The organism is Stenotrophomonas sp. GD03794 (assembly GCF_029842145.1).
GTDB lineage: Bacteria > Pseudomonadota > Gammaproteobacteria > Xanthomonadales > Xanthomonadaceae > Stenotrophomonas > Stenotrophomonas riyadhensis.
The window spans coordinates 49511-67011 of record NZ_JAOCFV010000016.1; the positions used below are offsets into that span (position 1 = coordinate 49511).

General features: G+C 67.9%; 14 protein-coding genes and 1 tRNA gene. 7 read left to right on the top strand and 8 right to left on the bottom strand.

The features are described from left to right. Nucleotides 1-60 precede the first annotated feature (60 nt). Together N5D91_RS11120 and N5D91_RS11125 are read right to left on the bottom strand one after the other, a co-directional pair. Complete coding sequence (locus N5D91_RS11120) at nucleotides 61-1362, bottom strand: aminotransferase class V-fold PLP-dependent enzyme (RefSeq protein ID WP_180854526.1); 1302 nt, start codon at nucleotides 1360-1362, stop codon at nucleotides 61-63. Then, nucleotides 1362-3764: a TonB-dependent receptor gene (locus tag N5D91_RS11125; protein WP_180854525.1), complete on the bottom strand. Its 2403-nt coding sequence runs from the start codon at nucleotides 3762-3764 to the stop codon at nucleotides 1362-1364. Before N5D91_RS11125 ends, N5D91_RS11120 begins: the two co-directional genes overlap by 1 nt. 200 nt (nucleotides 3765-3964) lie before the next feature. Between N5D91_RS11125 and N5D91_RS11130 the strand changes: the two genes are divergently transcribed. From N5D91_RS11130 to N5D91_RS11140, 3 genes are read left to right on the top strand one after another with little or no spacing between them, the layout of a single operon-like run. Beyond that, nucleotides 3965-4819 carry an AraC family transcriptional regulator gene (locus N5D91_RS11130; RefSeq protein ID WP_153854740.1) on the top strand — a complete coding sequence of 285 codons (855 nt, stop codon included), beginning with the start codon at nucleotides 3965-3967 and terminating at the stop codon, nucleotides 4817-4819. After that, a complete protein-coding gene (locus N5D91_RS11135) occupies nucleotides 4810-5889 on the top strand; it encodes an alpha/beta fold hydrolase (protein WP_180854524.1) in 1080 nt (359 codons plus the stop codon). Before N5D91_RS11130 ends, N5D91_RS11135 begins: the two co-directional genes overlap by 10 nt. Nucleotides 5890-5943: 54 nt before the next feature. Next, complete coding sequence (locus tag N5D91_RS11140; protein ID WP_180854523.1) at nucleotides 5944-6615, top strand: VOC family protein; 672 nt, start codon at nucleotides 5944-5946, stop codon at nucleotides 6613-6615. Between the two features lie 3 nt (nucleotides 6616-6618). Here N5D91_RS11140 and N5D91_RS11145 read toward each other — a convergent pair whose 3' ends face one another. From N5D91_RS11145 to N5D91_RS11155, 3 genes are all read right to left on the bottom strand, one after another. After that, nucleotides 6619-8013: a TPM domain-containing protein gene (locus tag N5D91_RS11145; RefSeq protein ID WP_180854522.1), complete on the bottom strand. Its 1395-nt coding sequence runs from the start codon at nucleotides 8011-8013 to the stop codon at nucleotides 6619-6621. Between the two features lie 14 nt (nucleotides 8014-8027). Beyond that, on the bottom strand, nucleotides 8028-9866 hold the full coding sequence (locus N5D91_RS11150) for a M3 family metallopeptidase (RefSeq protein ID WP_180854521.1): 1839 nt from the start codon (nucleotides 9864-9866) through the stop codon (nucleotides 8028-8030). Between the two features lie 73 nt (nucleotides 9867-9939). Further along, on the bottom strand, nucleotides 9940-10452 hold the full coding sequence (locus N5D91_RS11155; RefSeq protein WP_110714028.1) for a hypothetical protein: 513 nt from the start codon (nucleotides 10450-10452) through the stop codon (nucleotides 9940-9942). Nucleotides 10453-10534: 82 nt separating this feature from the next. Between N5D91_RS11155 and N5D91_RS11160 the strand changes: the two genes are divergently transcribed. Further along, nucleotides 10535-11161, top strand: a complete 627-nt coding sequence (locus N5D91_RS11160; protein WP_110714029.1) for a YiiX/YebB-like N1pC/P60 family cysteine hydrolase — start codon at nucleotides 10535-10537, stop codon at nucleotides 11159-11161. 54 nt (nucleotides 11162-11215) lie between these two features. On the opposite strand, the gene N5D91_RS11165 is transcribed toward N5D91_RS11160, so the two are convergent. From N5D91_RS11165 to ubiA, 3 genes are all read right to left on the bottom strand, one after another. After that, nucleotides 11216-11380 carry a hypothetical protein gene (locus tag N5D91_RS11165; protein ID WP_180848063.1) on the bottom strand — a complete coding sequence of 55 codons (165 nt, stop codon included), beginning with the start codon at nucleotides 11378-11380 and terminating at the stop codon, nucleotides 11216-11218. 273 nt (nucleotides 11381-11653) lie between these two features. Next, nucleotides 11654-13078, bottom strand: coding sequence for a TIGR00366 family protein (locus N5D91_RS11170; protein WP_180854520.1), 1425 nt, complete (start codon nucleotides 13076-13078; stop codon nucleotides 11654-11656). A gap of 124 nt (nucleotides 13079-13202) precedes the next feature. Next, nucleotides 13203-14096 (bottom strand): 4-hydroxybenzoate octaprenyltransferase, encoded by an 894-nt coding sequence (ubiA, locus tag N5D91_RS11175; RefSeq protein WP_005411493.1) that lies wholly within the window; start codon nucleotides 14094-14096, stop codon nucleotides 13203-13205. A 149-nt stretch (nucleotides 14097-14245) separates the two neighbouring features. On the opposite strand from ubiA, the gene N5D91_RS11180 reads away from it, so the two are divergent. The 3 genes from N5D91_RS11180 to N5D91_RS11190 all read left to right on the top strand — a co-directional run bounded on the left by N5D91_RS11180 (nucleotide 14246) and on the right by N5D91_RS11190 (nucleotide 17485). Beyond that, a tRNA-Arg gene (locus N5D91_RS11180) sits at nucleotides 14246-14322 on the top strand. 72 nt (nucleotides 14323-14394) lie between these two features. Continuing rightward, complete coding sequence (locus N5D91_RS11185) at nucleotides 14395-15525, top strand: helix-turn-helix transcriptional regulator (RefSeq protein ID WP_180854519.1); 1131 nt, start codon at nucleotides 14395-14397, stop codon at nucleotides 15523-15525. A gap of 82 nt (nucleotides 15526-15607) precedes the next feature. Beyond that, a complete protein-coding gene (locus N5D91_RS11190) occupies nucleotides 15608-17485 on the top strand; it encodes an aspartyl protease family protein (protein ID WP_180854518.1) in 1878 nt (625 codons plus the stop codon). The last annotated feature ends 16 nt before the right edge of the window (nucleotides 17486-17501 follow it).

The window sequence follows — 17501 nt, forward strand, 5'->3', positions numbered from 1 at the left end:
GGAAGATTCGCCGGCACGGTTGGAATGTGCCAACCAAGGTTGGCACCCACCAGAGCAGGGTCAGGCCAGGTTGGAGAGCGCCTGCACCAGCGCATCCATCTGCTCCGGCCGGGTGAACACCGACGGCGTCACCCGCACGCAGGCGCCGGAGTCCAAACCATCGCGATGGGTGGTGAACACGCGATGCTCATCCAGCAGGCGTTTCTGCAGCGCGAGGTTGTCAGCCACGCTGGTGTGCCCGCGCAGGCGGAAGCTGGCCAGCGCACTGGCCAGCGCCGGGTCCGCCGAGGACAGCACTTCGATATGCGCCATCTGCCGCGCCGGCACGGTCCAGCGCTCACGCAGGTAGCGCAGCCGCGCCTGCTTGTTGGCCACGCCGATGCGCTGATGCAGGGCAATGGCATCCGGCAGTGCCAGGTAGGCGGCGAAGTTGACCGTACCGGTATGCACGCGGCTGCCCACGCGGCCATCGTCGGCTTCACCCATGTAGGGATCCAGGTCGGCCACGCGCCCCTTGCGCACGTACATCGCGCCGACGCCCACCGGCGCACCGATCCACTTGTGCAGGTTGATGCCGACGAAATCGACCTTCAGCTGCGGCACCGCGTAGTCGATCTGGCCAAACCCATGCGCGGCATCGACGATCACATCGATACCGCGTGCTCGCGCGCGTTCGGCAATCTCCGCCACCGGCAGCACCAGCCCATGGCGATGGCTGACCTGGGTCAGCAGCACCAGTTTCAGGCGTGGCAGCCGCGCGAATGCGTCCTCATACGCCTGCAGGATCTGCGCGTGGTCCGGCACCGCCGGCAGCGCGATACGCTCGACCTGCACGCCGCGACGCTGCTGCAGCCAGCGCATCGCGCCGATCATGCTGTCGTAGTCGATGTCGGCGTAGAGCACCTGGTCGCCGGGCTGCAGGCGGTTGTAGCCGCCGATCAGCGCCAGCATCGCCTCGGTGGCGCCGCGGGTCAGTGCAATCTCGTCGGCGGCCACGCCCAGCAGCTCGGCCACCTGCCGCTGCACCGCCATGTACTGCGCCGGAAACTCGCGACGGCCATACCACGCGTTGCCACGGTTCACCTCGGCGGTGTGGCGCTGGTAGCTGGCCAGCGTCTCGCGGCCCATCGCGCCCCAGTAGCCGTTCTCCAGATGGTTCACTTCGTCGGTGATGTCGAAGTGGCTGGCCACGGCGGCCCAGTAGCCTTCATCGCGGGCCAGCACGTCCGGCGCCACGGTCGTTGCGGGAATCTGCATCGGCGCAGCGTAACGCGCGGCGGCCATGGCGGGCAGTGACGACAATGCGGCTGCGGCGGGCAGCAAGGTGCCGGCACGCAGCAGGGAGCGGCGGGTACGGTCCATCAGAAGCTCAGCCGGTACTGCGCGTACAGGTTGGCGCCATCGGTGTCGTACGGTGCGTTGCGCGAGTAGACCAGGCCGCGGCTGGCCTGGAAGACCGCCTCATCCGGATAGCGGTCGAGCACGTTGTCGGCACCCACGCGCAGGCTGTGGTGCTCGTTGATGCGGTACCCCACGGCGAGGTCGAGGAAGCTCATCGCGCCGAAGCGCTGGTAGATGTCGCCCACCGCATTGCCGCTGGCGTCGGTCCAGGCACCGTAGTAGCGCATGCGCGCCATCAACGACCAGGCACCGATGTCCCAGCTGCCGGTCAGGCTGCCCTTGTGCTCGGGCAGGCGGTCTTCGAACAGCACGCGCTGGGTTTCGTTGGTGGCCACCGAGGTGCTGCCGTTGTCCACCCGCGTACGGTTGTAGTTGTAGGCCAGGGTCAGCGTCATGCGACCCGTGCCGAGGTCGCGCAGGTAGTTGCCGACCACGTCCACGCCGGTGGTGGTGGTATCGAAGTCGTTGGTGAAGTAGTTCACCGAGGTATAGCCCAGCGGATTCGGCGTGCCGGCCGGAATGGCGAAGCTGGCCGACTGGCTGAAGCGGTCGGTGAGCTTGATCTGGTAGACATCCACCGAGCCGGACAGCCCCAGGTCGGTGCGCCAGGTCAGGCCCAGCGACGCGGTACGCGATTCCTCCGGCTTCAGCGGCCTGGCACCGAGCAGCTGGGCCAGCGGATCGTTCGGCGACAGGCGGCCACTGGTGAAGATCTGCAGCGTGCGCGTATCCAGGCCCTGGGTGGTGCTGGTGGTATTGAGCTGCGCCGGTGTCGGTGCGCGGAAGCCTGTGGACACCGTGCCGCGCAGGGCCACGTCCGGGGTGATCGCGAAGCGTGCCGACAGTTTGCCGTCCAGCGTGCTGCCAAAGCTGGAGAAGTCCTCGTAGCGGCTGGCCGCACCGATGCTCCAGCGCTCGCCCAGCGGCACTTCCATATCCACGTAGGCGGCCTTGCTGCGCTGGCTCCACTGCCCGGCCTGGCTGGCCGAGAAGCCCGGCGCACCGTTGGAGTTGGCTTCCAGGCCAGCGGCAGCGCCCGGGCCCACTGCGTACGAAGCCGGATCACCGGCACGCACCTGGTAGGTCTCCTGGCGGAACTCGCCACCGAAGGCGACGTTGATCGGCTTGGACAGCGCAGCCACATCCCACTCGTAGTTGAAGTCGGCGTTGGCGTTCTTCTCGGTCTGGGTCAGGCGGCCGAGATCGAATGCGGTCGGGCTGACCGGGCCGAGCGAGGCGTTGATCGAATTCTTCAGGCTGTAGTCGATGGCGTTGCGGCCATACGACGCGCTGACATCCCAGCGCAGCTTCGGGGTGATCTCGCCACGCAGGCCACCGACCAGTTGCAGGTCGTTCTGGACGTTGCCGTACTGCGGGCTGAACCCCACTGGATAGATCGAACGCAGGTTCCAGCCGGGGAAGATCGCCGTGGTGCGGTAGGCACCGGTGGTGGTGTCCGGATTGCGCCAGTTGAAATCGCTGACGCCATCGCTGTGGCTGTACAGGCCGAACGCATACAACTCCAGCGTGTCGCTGGCATTGGCCTTCACGTTGAAGCCGACACGGCGGCTTTCCAGTTCCGGCTGGCCCCAGCGCTGTACCGGGTTGGGCACGTCCAGATCCGGATGCGCGGCCTGGAAGGCGATCGCATCCGGGCGCTGGCGGGTGCGGGAGGTGGCGTCGGAGTTGGACGATTCGGCGAACAGCACCAGGCTGCCATAGTCACCCAGCGACCAGCCGGTGCGTGCGCTGAAATCGCGCGAGGCGCCATCGCCCTGCGCATACTGCGAATAGCCGGCGGTGATCTCGGTACCGGGGCCATCCTCCAGAATGATGTTGATGACGCCGGCGATGGCATCCGAGCCGTACTGCGCCGACGCACCATCGCGCAGCACTTCGATGCGCTTGATCGCACTGGTCGGAATCTGTGCCAGGTCGGCCGCCTGCGCGCCACGGTTGCCGAGCAGCGCGCTGCGGTGGAAGCGACGACCGTTGACCAGCACCAACGTCTGATCCGGCGACAGGCCACGCAGCGTGGCCGGGCGCACGAACACCTGACCGTCCGCCATCGGCAGGCGCTGCACCACGAACGACGGCACCAGCTGCGCCAGCACGTCCTTCAGGTCGGTGGATTCAACGGACTTGATGTCTTCCTTGGTGAACACGTCCACCGGCGCCAACGTTTCGAACTGGGTGCGGTTGGAGGCGCGGGTGCCGGTGACCAGCATCGCGTCGAGCTGGGTGGGCGCCGCACGGCTGCCCGCCGGGGCATCGACCGCATCGGCCTGCGCTGCGATCGCGCCTCCTGCGCTGGCCATGGAAAGGGCGAGGAGGATGGAACGCGAAAGCTTCGAACGATGCACGGCAGGGCTCCGGGAGGACGCGACAGGGCCAGCACCTGCAGGGATATCGCAGGCCTGGACAAGGCGCGCAGTCTCGGCGCGATCTGTGAAGGAGCCATGACGTCAGTGCGACAGCTTGATGCCGCTGCAGCGCAAGAACTGCTAAACGCGGCGCCTGCCGATCCGCTACTGTGCCGGCATTGGATTCGGGGAACGGCAGGATGAGCGCGGCAGGCAAGGCGTTGTGGTACATCGAAACCCATGCGGACCGGCCATTGGCACTGGCCGATATTGCCGCCGCAGCGGGGCTGTCGCCGTTCCATCTGTCACGCCTGTTCCAGGCCCGTACCGGCACCTCGGTGGTGCGTTATCTGCGGGGACGGCGCCTGACCGCTGCCGCGCAGCGGCTGGCCAACGGGGCGGGCGACATCCTGCAGGTGGCACTGGGCGCGGGCTACACCACCCATGCCGCGTTCACCCGCGCCTTCAGCGAACAGTTCGGACAGACCCCGGAGCGGGTACGCGAACAAGGTACCGATGGACTGGCACTGGTGCAGGCGATCCGCGTGGACGATGCGCCGGCTGCCTGCGGTGAAGCGCCGCGCCTGCTCGATACCCCTGCCTTCCAGGTCGCGGGTATCGGCATGCGGCATACCCGCGACAGCGGCGGTGCGATTCCCGGGCAGTGGGCACAGCTCAACCGGGATTGGCCGGCGCCGGCGCCGATCAGCTTCGGCGTGTGCTGCAACAGCGATGACGACGGCGGCTTCGACTACGTCGCCGCGCTGCCGCTCAGCGCGCTGTCCACCGTGCCCGCGCATTGGCAGCGGATCGACGTACCGGCACGTCGCTACCTGGTGGCATGGCACGGTGGGCATATCTCGACCATCCGCTCGACCTGGTTCTGGCTGCTGGACCACTACCTTCCCGGCTCCGGGCTCAGCCTGGCCGATGCACCGGACCTGGAACGCTACGACTCCCGCTTCGATGAGCATACCGGCAACGGTGGCGTGGAGATCTGGCTGCCGGTGGACGGACGAGCGCCCACGCTGACAAGGAATCGACGATGCGCATGACAGCCACTGTGCTGGGACTGATGCTGATGGCCTCCGCGGAGGCCGCCAACGCCGCCGGGACCAGGGTGGCAGGCGAACGCCACGGCACCACCACAGTGGCCAGCGCCGCGGTGCGCGATGCGCAGCATCGCGACGCCCTGCGCTACACGGTCTGGTATCCCGCGCCCGCTGGCAGCACGGAAACCGCCCTGACCATCGGTCCGCCCGATGCGCCGCTGTTCGACGTCGGCCGCTCAGCCATGGATGCCCCGATCGCGGGCAAGCGCCTGCCGACCCTGCTGCTCTCCCACGGCAACGGCGGCAGCGCGCGCATGATGGGCTGGTTGGGCACGGCATTGGCGCGCGCCGGGTATCTGGTGATCGCGGTCGATCATCCCGGCAACAACGGCGTGGACGAGATGACCCTGCCCGGCAGCGTACTGAGCTGGTTGCGTGCGGATGACCTGCGCTCGGCACTCGCTGCAGTACAGGCCGATCCGCTGCTGGGTGCGCACGTCGACCCTGAGCGACTGGGTGTGGCCGGGTTCTCGGCCGGAGGCTACACCGCGCTGCTGGCCGCCGGTGCACGCCCCGACCTGCAGCGGCTGTTGGCCTTCTGCCGCGCGCATCCGGATGACGGCGTCTGCCGGCCACAACAGGAAACCGCCACGCACACGATGGAGGCGCGTGTTGCCGCTGCGGGCTCACCCGCGCTGTCCCCCTGGATCTCCCACGCCGACGACTCGCGCGCGATCCCTGGCGTGCGCGCGGCATTCCTGCTGGCGCCCGCGATCGTGCAGGCGTTCGCGCCCGAGCAGCTGTCCTCGCTGAGGCAGCCAGTGTCGATCATGCTCGGCGAGGCTGACACGGTTGCGCCACCGCAGAGTAATGGCGAGGCTGCACAGGCACTGATTCCGGGCGCTGCGCTGCAGCGTCTGCCGGATGTCGGTCACTACGACTTCCTGGCGGGCTGTACAGCGGTCGGTGTGCAGAGGCTGCCCGAGCTCTGCAGCAGTTCAGTTCCGAAGGCGGGCACCCACGCGCAGGCAGTGGATGCCGCGGTGCGATTCTTCGCCGAAGCACTGCGGTAGTGGCCGCCGGGCGTGGCCCGGCGCTACAGTGGGCGCATCCAAGGAGGATCGGCCATGCGCCTGCTTCACCTCACCCTGCCGGTGTCCGACGTCACCACCGTCGCCGCGTATTTCCACGATGTGCTGCAGCAGCGCGTGGTCGGCAATCATGTGCACATCGGCTGGAGCACGATCGAACTGCAGCCGGCGGGTGATCATCCGGTCGGTGGCGTGCACCTGGCCTTCAACGTACCGGACAACCGCTTCAGCGAGGCGATGACCTGGTTGCGTGAGCGCACGCCGCTGCAACGCAATCCGGCGGGACTGGACTACTTCGCGCTGGAGAGCAGCTGGCAGTCGCAGTCGGTGTACTTCACTGGCCCTGACGGCCTGATCCTGGAACTGATCGGCCGCCGCCGTTTGCCGGCCAGCACGCGCGAAGGCGCGTTCCACGGCAGCGAACTGACCTGCCTGAGCGAAGTCGGCCTGCCCAGCCACGATGTCGATGCCGTGCGCGCGCAGTCCAACCAGCACTTTGGCCTGCAGCCGATCAGTACGGCCTCGCCGAAGTTCGCACCGATGGGCAACGACGAGGGCCTGCTGATCGTGGTTGCGGCGGATCGTCGCTGGTTCCCCGAGCAGAAGGACCTGCCGAATGCGCGCGGCCTGCAGTTGCAGGTCGGCGATGTGGCCGGCCCGGGCGTTGTGGAGGACGCCGCGCTCGGCTGGCGGGTGCAGGCGGCCTGAGAACTACCAGCTGCCCGATGCGCCGCCGCCACCGCTGCGGCCGCCGCCTCCAGACCAGCTGCTGGAACTGCTCGACGACGAACTCGACGAGGACGACGAACGGGACGACGTGCGTTCGCCGGATGATGAAGCCCGGCCACGTGCGCGCTCGCCCGGCAGCATGGTGAACAACCATACGAAGTACAGCAGTACGCCGCACACCCCCGACACGATCATCGCCAGCAATCGTGGATCGTCACCTTCGGCACGATGGATGGCCAGCAACGCGCCCACACCGTAGCCCAGGGTGAGCAGGACCAGCGCCGCCATGCGCACGGCGAAGCTGCTGCGGTTCTTCTTCCAGCGCGTGCGGCAAGCCTGCACCAGCAGGAACACCATCAGGGTGAGAACGCCCGCGGCGGCCTGCAGCAGCAGGTGCCGGGCCAGGCTCGGTGGCAGCTGGCCACGAAGCAGCGCCTGCGCAAGGAAGACCACGCTGAGCACCAGCATGCCGCACAGCACGATGCGCACACCTTGGCTGCGGCGCCAGCACCAGCCCAGCAGGGCCGCCACCGGCACGCCCAGCGCCAGCACGAAGCACAGGCCCGGCAGCACATGGCGTGGCAGCAGCAGCGCCACGCAGAGCACGCCCGCACCCACAACAGCGGTCACCAGCATCGGGCGGCCCCAGGCCGGCAAGGTCGGCCAGGTTGGTTTTGGTGCCGATGCATTGGCGGCCAGCGCCTTGCGTCGGCGCTCGCGACGGCTGCCGCTGAAATCGGCCTCGGTCTTCGCCGGTGGGAAGGGCGGCGGCGAGCGCCACAGCCCGGCCAGGATACCGGCCAGCAGGGTCAATGCCACCACCGAATCGGCGCGGCGCCAGTCTGCGGGCAGCACGTTGCTGGCCGTCGGTTCTTCCCATGCCGGCAGGTCCTCGCCATCGATCAGCGCCACCATGATCTTCGTGCCATCGAGCACGCCCTGGTCGACATCGCCCTCACGGAAGCGCGGCACGATCGCGTTATCGATGATGCGAGCGGCGTACGCGTCGGGCAGCGCTCCTTCCAGGCCATAGCCGGTCTGGATGCGCACGCGGCGGTCCTGCACCGCCACCAACAGCAGCACACCGTCATCGACACCGATCCGGCCCAGCTGCCACTGATCGAACACCCGCTGTGCGTAAGCCTCGATGCCCTCGCTGCCAACACTGGGCACCATCAGCACCTGCAGCTGCGCTCCTTTCCGCGCCTGCAGCTGCAGCGCCTGCGTGCGCAACGTGGCGCGGGTGTCGGCGGACAGCGCGTTGGCGGCATCCACCACCGGATCGTCCAGCGCAGGTATCGGGGTGACCGCCATCGCTGCCATCGGCAGCAGGCACAGCAGCAACAGCAGCCACACGGTGGCGATCGCCTGCTGCATGGGGCGCGCCGGGTTCACGTACCCTGCCCTGCCTCGATCCGCGCATGCAGTGCCTGCAGCTGTGCCGCCGTCTGGTTGAACACCTGCAGATCGGCATCCACCAGGGCCGCCCAGTCAGGCGCGTGCCCCAGCAGTTGCGCCACCTGCTCGCTCGGCGCGCGGTCGAAGCCCTCGCCAAGCACGGCAAGATAGCGCTCACGGAACCCTTCGGGGTCGCGCTGGTCCTGCACGTACAGCTGCACGGCCAACAGCCCCGCATACAGGTAGTTCACCAGATAGTTCGGGTCTTCATACATCAGGCGCTTGGCGATCCAGCTGTTGCGCAGCTGCGGATAGCGCTCCGGCTGCTGGCCGAAGCGCGCCAGCACCTGGCCGGTCAGCGCATCCAGATCATCGGGGGTGCCCAAGGTGCCCGCGGCCACGCCCCGATAGATCGACTGCTCCAGCTGCGCTTCCTCGGAAGAGGTGAACAGCTGCAGCACCATGTCGTCCAGCAACGATTTCAGGTAATAGGCTTTGGCGCGCGGATCCTCTGCCTGCTGGTACAGCTGGTCGCGGAAGCGCAGCTCGTTGTAGATCGCGAACGCCTCGGTCAGCCACTGGCTGCCATTGCGCTGCAGCGGCGACGCATGACCGCGCTGCATCCACTCGCCGTGCACGGCATGACCGGCTTCATGGGCGATCTCGACGTCGCTTTCCAGATCACCACGGCGCACGCCAACGAACAGCATTGCCGGCACACCGGGAGCGCTCACCGGGAACGCGTCCTGGCTGCGGTCACCACGTTCGGTGGCCAGATCCATGCGCCGGTTGGCCGGATCGAGCAGCGCGCGCAGTTCCGCGACGTACGCCGGCCCCAGGTGCTGCATGGCATCGGCGGCGTTGTCGCGCAGCTGCGCCAGCGTCAGCACCGGTGGCGTATAGCCGGCATCGGGCACGGTGGTGTCCCAGATCTGCGGCGCGTCGATGCCGGATCGCGCAGCGTGGCGCAGCAGCATGTCCTGGTAGGCGCGGCGATCCCCGGCGTGCTGTTCGATCGCCACCAGCGTTGCATCCACTGCGGCAGTATCCAGGCCCATGCGCTGGTAGCCATATGCCGGCGCCGAGCCGTCACCCTGCAGGCGTGCGGCGGCGTCATTCACCTGCACCAGCCCCAGCAGCACCGAGGCCATCGGCTCACGGCGCGAGTGCAGCCCCTGCCAGTAGCCCTTCCAGCCGGCCTCGCGCAGGGCGCGGTCGGGCTGCTGGGCCAGCACCTGCTTGTCGCGCCCCGTGTCCCAGTGCCGACCGCCGTGCTCGATCTGCGGGTACCCGGCGCTGCGCAGGATCTGCCCGCGCAGGCGCGCGAAGCTGTCCAGCGCCGGATCGGCCAGTGCCTCCACGGCCTCATCCAACGCGGCGTTGGCCGGGGTGGCAGCCTCCTTCAGCGCCCGTGCGCGCAGGAAGCCATACGGTGCTGCCCACGCCGCATCTGCGGGCGCCTCGCGCAGTGCGGCGCGACCACTGCGAGCGATGCGGCTGCACAGCCCCGCTGCCTGCTCCATCGCCTGTGCCGGGCGAAGATCGCGCGCGTTGCGGGCGGACTGCAGATGCAGATAGGCGAGATGCCGCAGGCACTGCGCCTCCAGTGCCTCGGCCTGCTGGAAGCGTTCCGCCGGTGCGAGGGTGGACGCCTGTTGCAGGGCCTCGACGCGCTTGCCCAGCGCGTCGCGCGCGGTCTGTTCGGACGCGGCGCTGGCGAAGTAGGTGCGGTCATCGGCATGCACCGACTGTGCTTGCGCGCCGCTGAAGGGGGCTATCGCCAATACGGCGGCAATGGCGGCGGTGGTGGTGCGCTTCCTGAAAGCCTGCATCGGCGTCTCCCTGCCTGGACCAGGGATCGAGCCTAGCAGCCGCTGGCCCGCCGCGCCTGTGCCGGATCAGCCATCAGATCGACTCATCCTCACGCTTGACCAGCGTCCAGCAGGGCGCCTGCGCGAAGGTGTAGGTCTGCTGGTCGCTGCTGTCCGGCGTACGGATCTGCACCTGCCGCTGTCCATCGGCCAGGGGGCTGACCTGCATTTCGCGGCCCTGCCCGGCCAGTGCGGCGGGATCAGGCATCACCGGCCACTCGACATCGGCCAGCGCCAGCCGGCTTTCCACCTTGCGCGGTTCCGGCTCGGCCTCGGCATCGATGTAGCTGTCCAGCAGCGGATCGGCGGTGGCCTTTTCCTGCAACGCGATCTCGTTGCCGAAATGCTTCAGGAACGCATCGAAGTCCGGGTAGGGGCACTCACTGCGTGCAGCCACAGCCGTGGGCTCGATAGCGGCGGTCGCCGGTACAGCTGCGGCAGGCACGGTTTCGGCCGCGGTCTGCGGTGGCTGCGGCGCTGGCGTGCAGGCAACCAGCACCACGCCGCAGGCGAGCGTCAGCAGTGCGGCAGAACGGTAACGACGCATGGGCTCATCCTGAATCCGGTCCGGTCGCTCCATGCTACCGCGCACCCTACAATTCCGGCATTCCGCCTGTCCGAGAGTCCTCATGCATCGCCTCCTGCTCCTGATCGGCCTGCTGCTGCCCGCCCTGTGGCCGGCGGTGGCGAGGGCCGTCGATGTCCACGAGGGCGACCTGCTGTTCGTCACCGCCGGCCGCAGCGGTCTCAGTGCGGCCATCGACGATGCCACCGGCAAGCAGGGCGCACCCAGCTTCGATCACGTCGCGCTGGTCGCTTCCGCGCCGAAGGGCTGGGAGGTATTGCATGCAGACGAGAAAGGATCGCGCCGGCAATCGCTGGTCGAATTCCGCCAGGAGGCGCGCGCCAAGCAGCGGCAGATCGTGGTCTATCGCCTGCGCGCGCCGCAGCAGGCGGCGATCAGGGATGCGGTCGCCACCGCGCGCACGATGCTGGGCAAGCCGTACAACACGTCGTATGTGTTGAACGAGGACAGCTACTACTGTTCCGACTTCATCGAACGTGCGTTTCGTGCGCACCATGTATTCGCGTTGCAGCCGATGAACTTCCGCAATCCGCAGACCGGGCAGATCGCCCAGCACTGGATTGATCTGTACCGCGGCATGGGCATGGAGGTGCCGCAGGATCAGCCTGGCACCAATCCGAACGACATGTCGGCGGCGCCGGTGCTGCAGCGCATCGGGGTGCTGGAATAAGCGAAGCCCCGCGCAAGGCGGGGCTTCACCGGTCACTCCGCATGCGCGGCGCGGTCATTCTTCTTCGTCGTGGCCGCCCTGCTGCTGGTTGCGCTCTTTGCGCTGCTGATCCTGCTGTTGTTGCTGCTGTTGCTGTTGGTCACGACGCCCCTGCTGCTGATCCTGCTGGTTCTGCTGGCCTTGCTGCTTCTGGTTCGGGTTCTGGTTCTGCTGTGCCATGTCCGTTCTCCGAAAGCCACGCGCGGAATGCGGTGGACGCGGCCATCGTCTGCAGCGAAGAGTTAATCGCGCGTTGGCGGACGGCTACACCTGTGTGTACGCCTGTGAATGAACGCGCAGAGCCCCTTGCAGCACAAGCCGCTGAAGGATTCATGCGGCTTCGGCATGTGCTCATGCAGGCGGCACGGGTCCGCGCATTCATGGCGTACTCCGCTGGAAACACGCGCTGAACGAGGCTGGCGTCCTGTTCGGGCACGGACGCCAGCCTTGCATTCAGGGCATCACCGGTGGCACATACGCCAGGGTCATGCCCAGCAGCCACAGCAGGCCCAGCACCAGCGGAATGTGCACCAGCAACTGGATGAAGGTGAAGCCGACGATGTCGCGTGCCTTCAGGCCCAGCACGCCCAGCAGCGGCAGCATCCAGAACGGGTTGATCAGGTTCGGCAGCGCTTCGGCCGCGTTGTAGACCTGCACCGCCCAGCCCAGGTGCGCTTTCAGTTCATTGGCGGCCTGCATCACGTACGGCGCCTCGATGATCCACTTGCCACCACCGGACGGTACGAAGAAACCCAGCACCGCCGAGTAGACGCCCATCACCAGCGCGAACGAATCGGTGCTGGCCACGTGCACGAACAGGCTCGACAACCGGTGCGCCAACGTCTGCCCATCGCCGCCGGCCGCGTGGGTGAGGATCATCGCGATGCCACCGTACAGCGGGAACTGGATCAGTACGCCGGTGGTGCTCGGTACCGCCTTGGCCACCGCGTTGAGGAAACTGCGCGGACGCCAGTGCAACAGCAGGCCCAGCGAAATAAACAGGAAGTTGTAGGTATTGAGGTTGGCGATGGCGGTGATCACCGGCTTGTTGGCGAACTCGTTGAACAGCCAGCCGAACGCCAGCAGCGAGAGCAGTACGGTCAGCAGCGGGCTGTACTCCAGCCATTCGCCCGGGCGCGTGCGTCGCTGCAGCGGCTCCGGCTCGGCCTGCGCAGCGCCGGGGAACTCCTCGGCGGTGCGGGCGCTGGCGGCGGCGGGTGCGGTCAACCAGGCAATCAGCAGCGAGACCAGGATCAGCACCGAGGTCAGCGCGATCGACTGCCACAGGAAGATGGTTTCGGTGAACGGCAATACGCCGGTGATCTCGACCAGCCCCGGCGGCATGCTGGCCGGGTTGGCCTGCAGCTGTGCGGCCGAGGAACTCAGCCCCATCGCCCACACCGCACCCAGACCGAGATACGCCGAAGCACCGGCCGCGCGGTAGTCCATGCGCAGTTCGGTACGGCGCGCCAGCGCGCGCACCAGCAGGCCGCCGAACACCAGCGAGAAGCCCCAGCTGAGCAGCGAGGCCAGCATGCTGACCAGGCCCACGTACACCACCGCGCCACGACCGGTGCGCGGCACGCGGGCGAGGAAGTCGATGAAGCGCGCGACCACCGGCGCGGTGGCCACGGCGTAGCCGCCGATGACCACGAAGGCCATCTGCATGGTGAAGGGAATCAGGCTCCAGAAGCCGTCACCGAAGGCGCTGGCGGTGGCCTGCGGGGTCGAGCCGAAGCCCATCGCGGCCAGCGCGACGATGACCACGCCCAGCACCGCGAATACATACGCATCGGGGAACCATTTTTCCGCCCAGGCGGCCGAGCGCAGCGCAGCGCGCGCCATCCAGCCGTCCTGTACTGCTGCCGTCGAGGCCATCGCCTACCCTCCCAGGTTCGATGGACCGATTCTGGGCGGTGGGGTGCGGGCTGTCTGCCACCTATTGGTCGTAGGTGGCGGGGTCGGAGCCCTTTCCCACAGGAAAAGGGATCCGACCCTGGGCTCAACGCAGCGCCAGATCCACGGCAATGCCGGCGAACAGCGCGGCGCCCACCCAGTTGTTGTGCAGGAACGCCTTGAAGCACGGGCCGCGCTCGCGGTTGCGGCAGATCCAGAATTCGTACACCACCAGCGCAGTGGCCACGGCCACGCCGGCCAGGTAGTACCCACCCAGCCCGCCGCGTACGCCTACCAGCGCCATGGTGGCCAGGAACAGTGCATACAACACGCCCTGGATGACCAGATCAAGGTCGCCGAACAGGATCGCGGTGGAGTGCGAGCCCATCTTCAGGTCGTCCTCGCGGTCGACCATGGCGTACCACGTGTCGTAGGCGGTGGACCACAGGATGTTGCCGGCATACAGCAGCCAGCCCAGCATCGGCACCTCGCCCTGCACGGCGGCGAACGCCATCGGGATGCCCCAGCCGAACGACATGCCCAGGTAGACCTGCGGCAGATGGGTGTAGCGCTTCAGGTACGGGTAGCTGGCGGCCAGGAACACGCCGATGAAGCTGAGGCCGATGGTCAGCCCGTTCAGGGTCAGCACCAGGCCGAATGCCACCAGCATCAACACCGCGAACAACGCCAGCGCAGCGCGGCCACTGATCGCACCGGTGGCCAGCGGACGCGCCTTGGTACGCTCCACATGCGGGTCGAGCCAGCGGTCGGCATAGTCGTTGATGACGCAACCGGCCGAGCGGGTCAGCCACACGCCGGCGGTGAACACGAACAGCGTCCACAGCGGCGGCAGGCCGCCCGCGGCCAGCCACAACGCCCACCAGGTGGGCCACAGCAGCAGCAACGTGCCGATCGGGCGATCAGCGCGCATCAGACTCCAGTAATGCCGCCAACGCGGCGTCGCCGGCGACTGCGGCGAAGTGAGGGGGGTATCAGCCATGGCGATAGGATACTCCTGCCCCTCTGGCAGGGCTTTGCCCGTGGGGGGAGATTTGTTCGGCGAAACTGGATAGAATGCCGGTCCCGCACCGCTTCATGGCGCTGCGATGCCCGCCCCGGCACCGGCCGACGGCGCGGCGGTTCTACAACGCGCCCGTAGCTCAGCCGGATAGAGTAGTGGCTTCCGAAGCCATTGGTCGGGGGTTCGAATCCCTCCGGGCGCGCCATCTCCCCCGCTTGTTGCCTGCACGCTGCTATCCGCGCTGGACGTTGCCGCGCGCATCATCAACACTGCGCGCATGACGCCACCGGATCTGCTGCAGCTGGCGGCAGGCGCTGCGATTCTGGGCCTGGCCGCCTTGTCCACCGGAGTGAGCTTCGGCCGCGCTCGGCGTGGCAGTCATCTGCTCACCACCTTCTTCGCCTGTTTCGCCGCCGCCAATCTGTTCGGGCTGGTGCTGTTGGGTGGCCAGGCGTGGCTGTCGGCCGACGCGGTGCGCTGGCTGCGGGTCATCGAGGTGCCGCTGGTCTATCTGCTGGGCCCGTTGCTGTACGGCCATGCACGTGCACTGCTGGCGCCCGCGCGGGAGCATGCGTCGCCGTTGCCGGTCGCGCATCTGCTGCCGGCCGTTCTCGCGTTCGTCATTTCCCTGTTGAACGCAGTCGCGCCTTTCGACGTCTCGCCACTGGGCAATGCGCTGTTCCAGCTCAGCTTCCATGGCTGGCTGCTGCAGGGTGCACCCTACCTGCTGGCCACGCTGTGGCTCTCGCTGCGTACGCCTTCGGCCCCGCGCGGAACCGCCATCCAGCACAGCGGGCTGCGCGGGCTGGCGATCGTGATGGCGGGGTGCTGGCTTGCCAGCACGATGAACCGGTGGCCGCCGGATACCGCTCCGCTGCTGGCCAGCATCGGGCTCAGTCTGCTGACCACCGCCGGCATGTATCTGCTGGCCTGCCGTGTGGTGCGGCAGCAGCTGCGCGCGTCTGTGAGCGCCGCAGTACCGGACATGGGGAACCTTGTCCCCGCGCCCACCGAGGACGTCGCCGTCGCACGCTACCAGCGCTCGGGCATCGACGCGGCGCAATGCGCGGCCATCGCCAGCGCGCTGACCGCATTGATGCAGGACCAACACCTGCATGAAGCCCCCGGACTCGATCTCCAGGGCTTGAGCCAGCATAGCGGCTGGTCACCGAACCAGGTCTCGCAGGCGCTCAACCAGGGCCTGGGCCAGAGCTTCTCCGAGTTCGTGACCGGTTTCCGCATCACGGCGGCGAAATCCTGCCTCTCCGACCCGGCTGACCCACGCAGCGTGCTGGACATCGGCCTTGCCGCTGGCTTCGGCAGCAAGTCCACGTTCAACAGCGCGTTCAAGCGCGCCACCGGGCAGACACCGAGCGAGTACCGCCGCAGCCGCGCCACCTCCGGCTGAACGTCCAATCCTTCACGCCCGGTCGAACGGCGCCCGCCGCTGCGTTGCCATCAGCGCTCGACCCGACGAAGAAGGTGATGCAATGCGATGGCAACGGATGATGTTCGGCCTGCTGTGGATGCTGGCGGTTCCTGCGCAGGCTGCGGTGGGGGATGCGGCGGGTGTGCTGGCCCGCGCCCGTGCAGCCAGTGGCGGCGAGCCGTGGCTGTCGGTACAGCGCCTGCAGGCTGAGGGCGAGCAGTCGGTCGGTGGCTTGCAGGGCCGCTGGCAGCTCAACCAGGACCTGCGCGCCGGGCGCTATGCCGAACAGGCGCAGCTGGGGACCTTCACCGTTGCGCAGGGTTTCGACGGCAAGCTGTCGTGGCGCCGCGACTACGGCGGCGAAGTAGGCCTGCTGGATGGCACCGTGCCACGCCGCACTGCCCGCACGCAGGCGTGGCTGGCCACCCGCGCCTACTGGTCCAGCGCCTATCCGGCCTCGCGCTTTGCAGGCCCACGTACCGAGGTCCACGACGGGCAGCGCTATGACGTGCTGTCGACGACGCCGGAGGGCGCGGACCCGATCGAGCTCTGGTTCGACACCCGCAGCGGCCAGCTCGGCCGGGTGATCATCGCCTCCGCGCGCACACCCACCGTCACCACGCTGGAAGACTACCGGGCGGTCGATGGCCTGCTGCTGCCCCATCGCATCGTCACCGATACGCTCGATGCCCAGGGCCGTGCCGACCCGCGCCTGCGCAGCGACGTGCAGGTGCAGCGCTACCAGGTGGATGGGCCGGTAGCGGACACCGTGTATGCGCCGCCGGTGATGGCCCACGACAGCTACATCGAGGATGCCAGCGGCACCACCCGCAATCCGTTCGATCTGATCAACAACCATGTCTACATCGAGGCCGAAGTGGACGACCAGCCGGTGCGATTCCTGGTGGATACCGGCGCCATCAACCTGCTGACGCCCACCGCTGCCAAGCGCCTGGGGCTGACCACCACAGGCCGCCTGAGCGTGCATGGTGCCGGTGACAACGCCAGCGACCTGGGCCTGGCACAGGCCCGCCACCTGCGCATCGGTGGCGCGCACCTTGCAAACCCGGTGTTCCACATCATCGACCTCGGCCAGCAGATCAACTCGATGGGCGTGCCGCATGATGGCTTCATCGGCTACGAGACCTTCCTGCGCTTCGTCACCACCTTCGACTATGGCGCGCGCGTGCTCAGCTTCACCCGGCCGGGCCACTACCAGCCGCCCGCCAACGCGGTGGTGCTGCCGTTCGAGCAGGACGACCGCGCGCCGGTACTGAATGGCGAGTTGGACGGCATTCCACTGCGCTTGTGGCTGGACACCGGCTCACGCAACTCGCTGAGCCTGAGCAGCCCGTTCGTACGCACCCATCGTTTGTTGGAGAAGTACCACGCCAGCGAGGAGGCCGTGCTTGGATGGGGCCTCGGTGGCCCAGGCCGCGCGCGACCGGCCCGGCTCGGTGTGCTGCGCATGGGCGACATCAAGGTCACCGGCCTGGTGGGGGATCTGTCCAGCACCGACAAGGGCGCGCTGGCCCTGGCCGACTATGGCGCGATCCTGGGCGGCGGCGTGCTGCGGCGCTTCTCCATGGGCATCGACTACGACACCAAGCGCCTTTATCTGGTGCCCAACGCTGAAAGCACGCAGACCGATGCCTTCGACCGCAGCGGACTGTGGCTGCAGGCCGAGGACGGTGCACTGCGCGTAGCCGATGTAGCGCCGACCAGCGCCGGTGCACGCGCCGGCCTGCGCAGGGATGACTGCATCGTCATGATTGCGGGAGAGCCGATTGCCGCACGGATACTGGGGGACTGGCGTACGCTGCTGCGCGAGCGTCCGGTGGGAACGCGCGTTGGCATCCGCTATCTACGCGATGGCCGGCAGATGGATACCGAACTGGTGCTGGCGGACCGGGTGGCAGCGGGTTGGCCTGCCGATTGAGCTGGGACCGACGCGA

What these genes read in the sequence shown, in the direction of transcription:
- N5D91_RS11120 (WP_180854526.1), bottom strand. Translation starts at nt 1,362, where the DNA reads ATGGACCGTACCCGCCGCTCCCTGCTGCGTGCCGGCACCTTGCTGCCC.
- N5D91_RS11130 (WP_153854740.1), top strand. Translation starts at nt 3,965, where the DNA reads ATGAGCGCGGCAGGCAAGGCGTTGTGGTACATCGAAACCCATGCGGAC.
- N5D91_RS11135 (WP_180854524.1), top strand. Translation starts at nt 4,810, where the DNA reads ATGCGCATGACAGCCACTGTGCTGGGACTGATGCTGATGGCCTCCGCG.
- N5D91_RS11140 (WP_180854523.1), top strand. Translation starts at nt 5,944, where the DNA reads ATGCGCCTGCTTCACCTCACCCTGCCGGTGTCCGACGTCACCACCGTC.
- N5D91_RS11145 (WP_180854522.1), bottom strand. Translation starts at nt 8,013, where the DNA reads ATGCAGCAGGCGATCGCCACCGTGTGGCTGCTGTTGCTGCTGTGCCTG.
- N5D91_RS11150 (WP_180854521.1), bottom strand. Translation starts at nt 9,866, where the DNA reads ATGCAGGCTTTCAGGAAGCGCACCACCACCGCCGCCATTGCCGCCGTA.
- N5D91_RS11155 (WP_110714028.1), bottom strand. Translation starts at nt 10,452, where the DNA reads ATGCGTCGTTACCGTTCTGCCGCACTGCTGACGCTCGCCTGCGGCGTG.
- N5D91_RS11160 (WP_110714029.1), top strand. Translation starts at nt 10,535, where the DNA reads ATGCATCGCCTCCTGCTCCTGATCGGCCTGCTGCTGCCCGCCCTGTGG.
- N5D91_RS11165 (WP_180848063.1), bottom strand. Translation starts at nt 11,380, where the DNA reads ATGGCACAGCAGAACCAGAACCCGAACCAGAAGCAGCAAGGCCAGCAG.
- N5D91_RS11170 (WP_180854520.1), bottom strand. Translation starts at nt 13,078, where the DNA reads ATGGCCTCGACGGCAGCAGTACAGGACGGCTGGATGGCGCGCGCTGCG.
- ubiA (WP_005411493.1), bottom strand. Translation starts at nt 14,096, where the DNA reads ATGGCTGATACCCCCCTCACTTCGCCGCAGTCGCCGGCGACGCCGCGT.
- N5D91_RS11185 (WP_180854519.1), top strand. Translation starts at nt 14,395, where the DNA reads ATGACGCCACCGGATCTGCTGCAGCTGGCGGCAGGCGCTGCGATTCTG.
- N5D91_RS11190 (WP_180854518.1), top strand. Translation starts at nt 15,608, where the DNA reads ATGCGATGGCAACGGATGATGTTCGGCCTGCTGTGGATGCTGGCGGTT.